A 1,374-nucleotide genomic window follows, 5' to 3' on the forward strand; every position below is an offset into this window, starting at 1 on the left:
CGCGCGCTTGCGCCGCGGCGAGCGCACGCGCCAGCACCTCGCCCCATTCGTCGAGCGAGGCCAGCAGGCGCTGCCGGAAGCCCTCGTGCAGCCCGCCCAGTTCCTGGCCCAGCGCCCCGACCAGGCAACCGCGCTGCCAGCCGTGCCGCGCCATGCCCTCGAGCGACTCGGCCAGGAAGGCGGCGAACTGCGCGTCGACGTGGTGCGCCGTCGGCGCTTCACCGCCGAAACAGCGCTCGAGCCGCTTCAGGAAGAACGCCTGGTAGCCCTCCAGCACCGCATAGCCGAAGTCGTCCTTGCTGGGGAAGTAGTGATAGAACGAGCCCTTCGGCACCCCGGCCGAACGCAACACTGCGTCCACGCCGCTGGCGGCCCAGCCGCGTTCGAGCACGGCCTCGATGCCGGCACGCACCAACCGGGCCCGCGTGCCGTCACGAGCGTCGCCGCGTTCGGCATGGCTGCGCCGGACGGCGACGGGGCGTGCGCGATCTGGCGCAAGGGAAGAGGCAGGCATGGCGCCCGAAGATTAGACCGATCGTCTACATTTTTCAAGGCCAACCGCCGCAGGCCCCTGCCGGGCACCGTCGATCGACCGAGAAAGTCAGCTAAGTGCTTGTGAAACAAGAAGTTTCCGCCTTGACGTCAGCGCCCGGCCGCCGCTATCTTCGCGGCCATGATCCGACTGCCCCGGAGCCTGCGGCCGCCATTGGCCAGCCTGTGCTTGGCCTTGTGCCTGGCCGGCACGAACGTGCAGGCCGAGCCGGGTGCCACCGACAGCGCGCCGGACAGCGTGGCCCGCTTCCTCGCCGAGCGCGGCCTGATCGAACCGATCCCGGCCGATTCCTCGTTCGCCCAGCAGGTGCGCGAGCGCGCCGCCGACTGGACCTCGGACCTCGTACTGTCGGCCATGAACTTCCTGGGCGTGCGCTACCGCCGCGGCGGCGAGACCGACGAGCAGGGCTTCGACTGCAGCGGTTTCACACGCCACGTGTTCGAGGCCAGCGTCGGCCTGGTGCTGCCGCGCCGCTCGAACGAGCAGGCCAAGGCGCCGGGCCTGCTGAACGTCAACCGCGACGAGCTCAAGCCTGGCGACCTGGTGTTCTTCAACACCCTGCGCACGGCGTTCTCGCATGTCGGCATCTACGTCGGCGACGGCAAGTTCATCCACGCCCCCCGCACCGGCGGCAAGGTGCGTGTGGAGGACATGCGTGTCGCCTACTGGAGCAAGCGCTACGACGGTGCACGGCGTGCGCCGCAGCCGGCCGAAACGGCGGCCACGGCGAGCCCGGCATCGACACCCGCAGTCGCCGCGACCGCCCTCGCCTCGCCACTCGCCAGCCCCGGTCATTGAGCGGCGCGCACGGCGCGGCTCGG

2 protein-coding genes are annotated in these 1,374 nt (G+C 70.7%); one reads left to right on the plus strand and one right to left on the minus strand.

All coding sequences use genetic code 11. From position 1 onward, the window contains the following. On the minus strand, positions 1 to 514 hold a 514-nt coding region (locus tag x551_RS22240), incomplete at its 3' end, for a TetR/AcrR family transcriptional regulator (protein ID WP_051512300.1). Positions 515 to 673: 159 nt separating this feature from the next. Between x551_RS22240 and x551_RS22245 the strand changes: the two genes are divergently transcribed. Beyond that, on the plus strand, positions 674 to 1,351 hold the full coding sequence (locus x551_RS22245; RefSeq protein ID WP_051512299.1) for a C40 family peptidase: 678 nt from the start codon (positions 674 to 676) through the stop codon (positions 1,349 to 1,351). Positions 1,352 to 1,374 lie beyond the last annotated feature (23 nt).

It is taken from the genome of Methylibium sp. T29, assembly GCF_000576205.1.
Taxonomy (GTDB): domain Bacteria; phylum Pseudomonadota; class Gammaproteobacteria; order Burkholderiales; family Burkholderiaceae_C; genus Methylibium; species Methylibium petroleiphilum.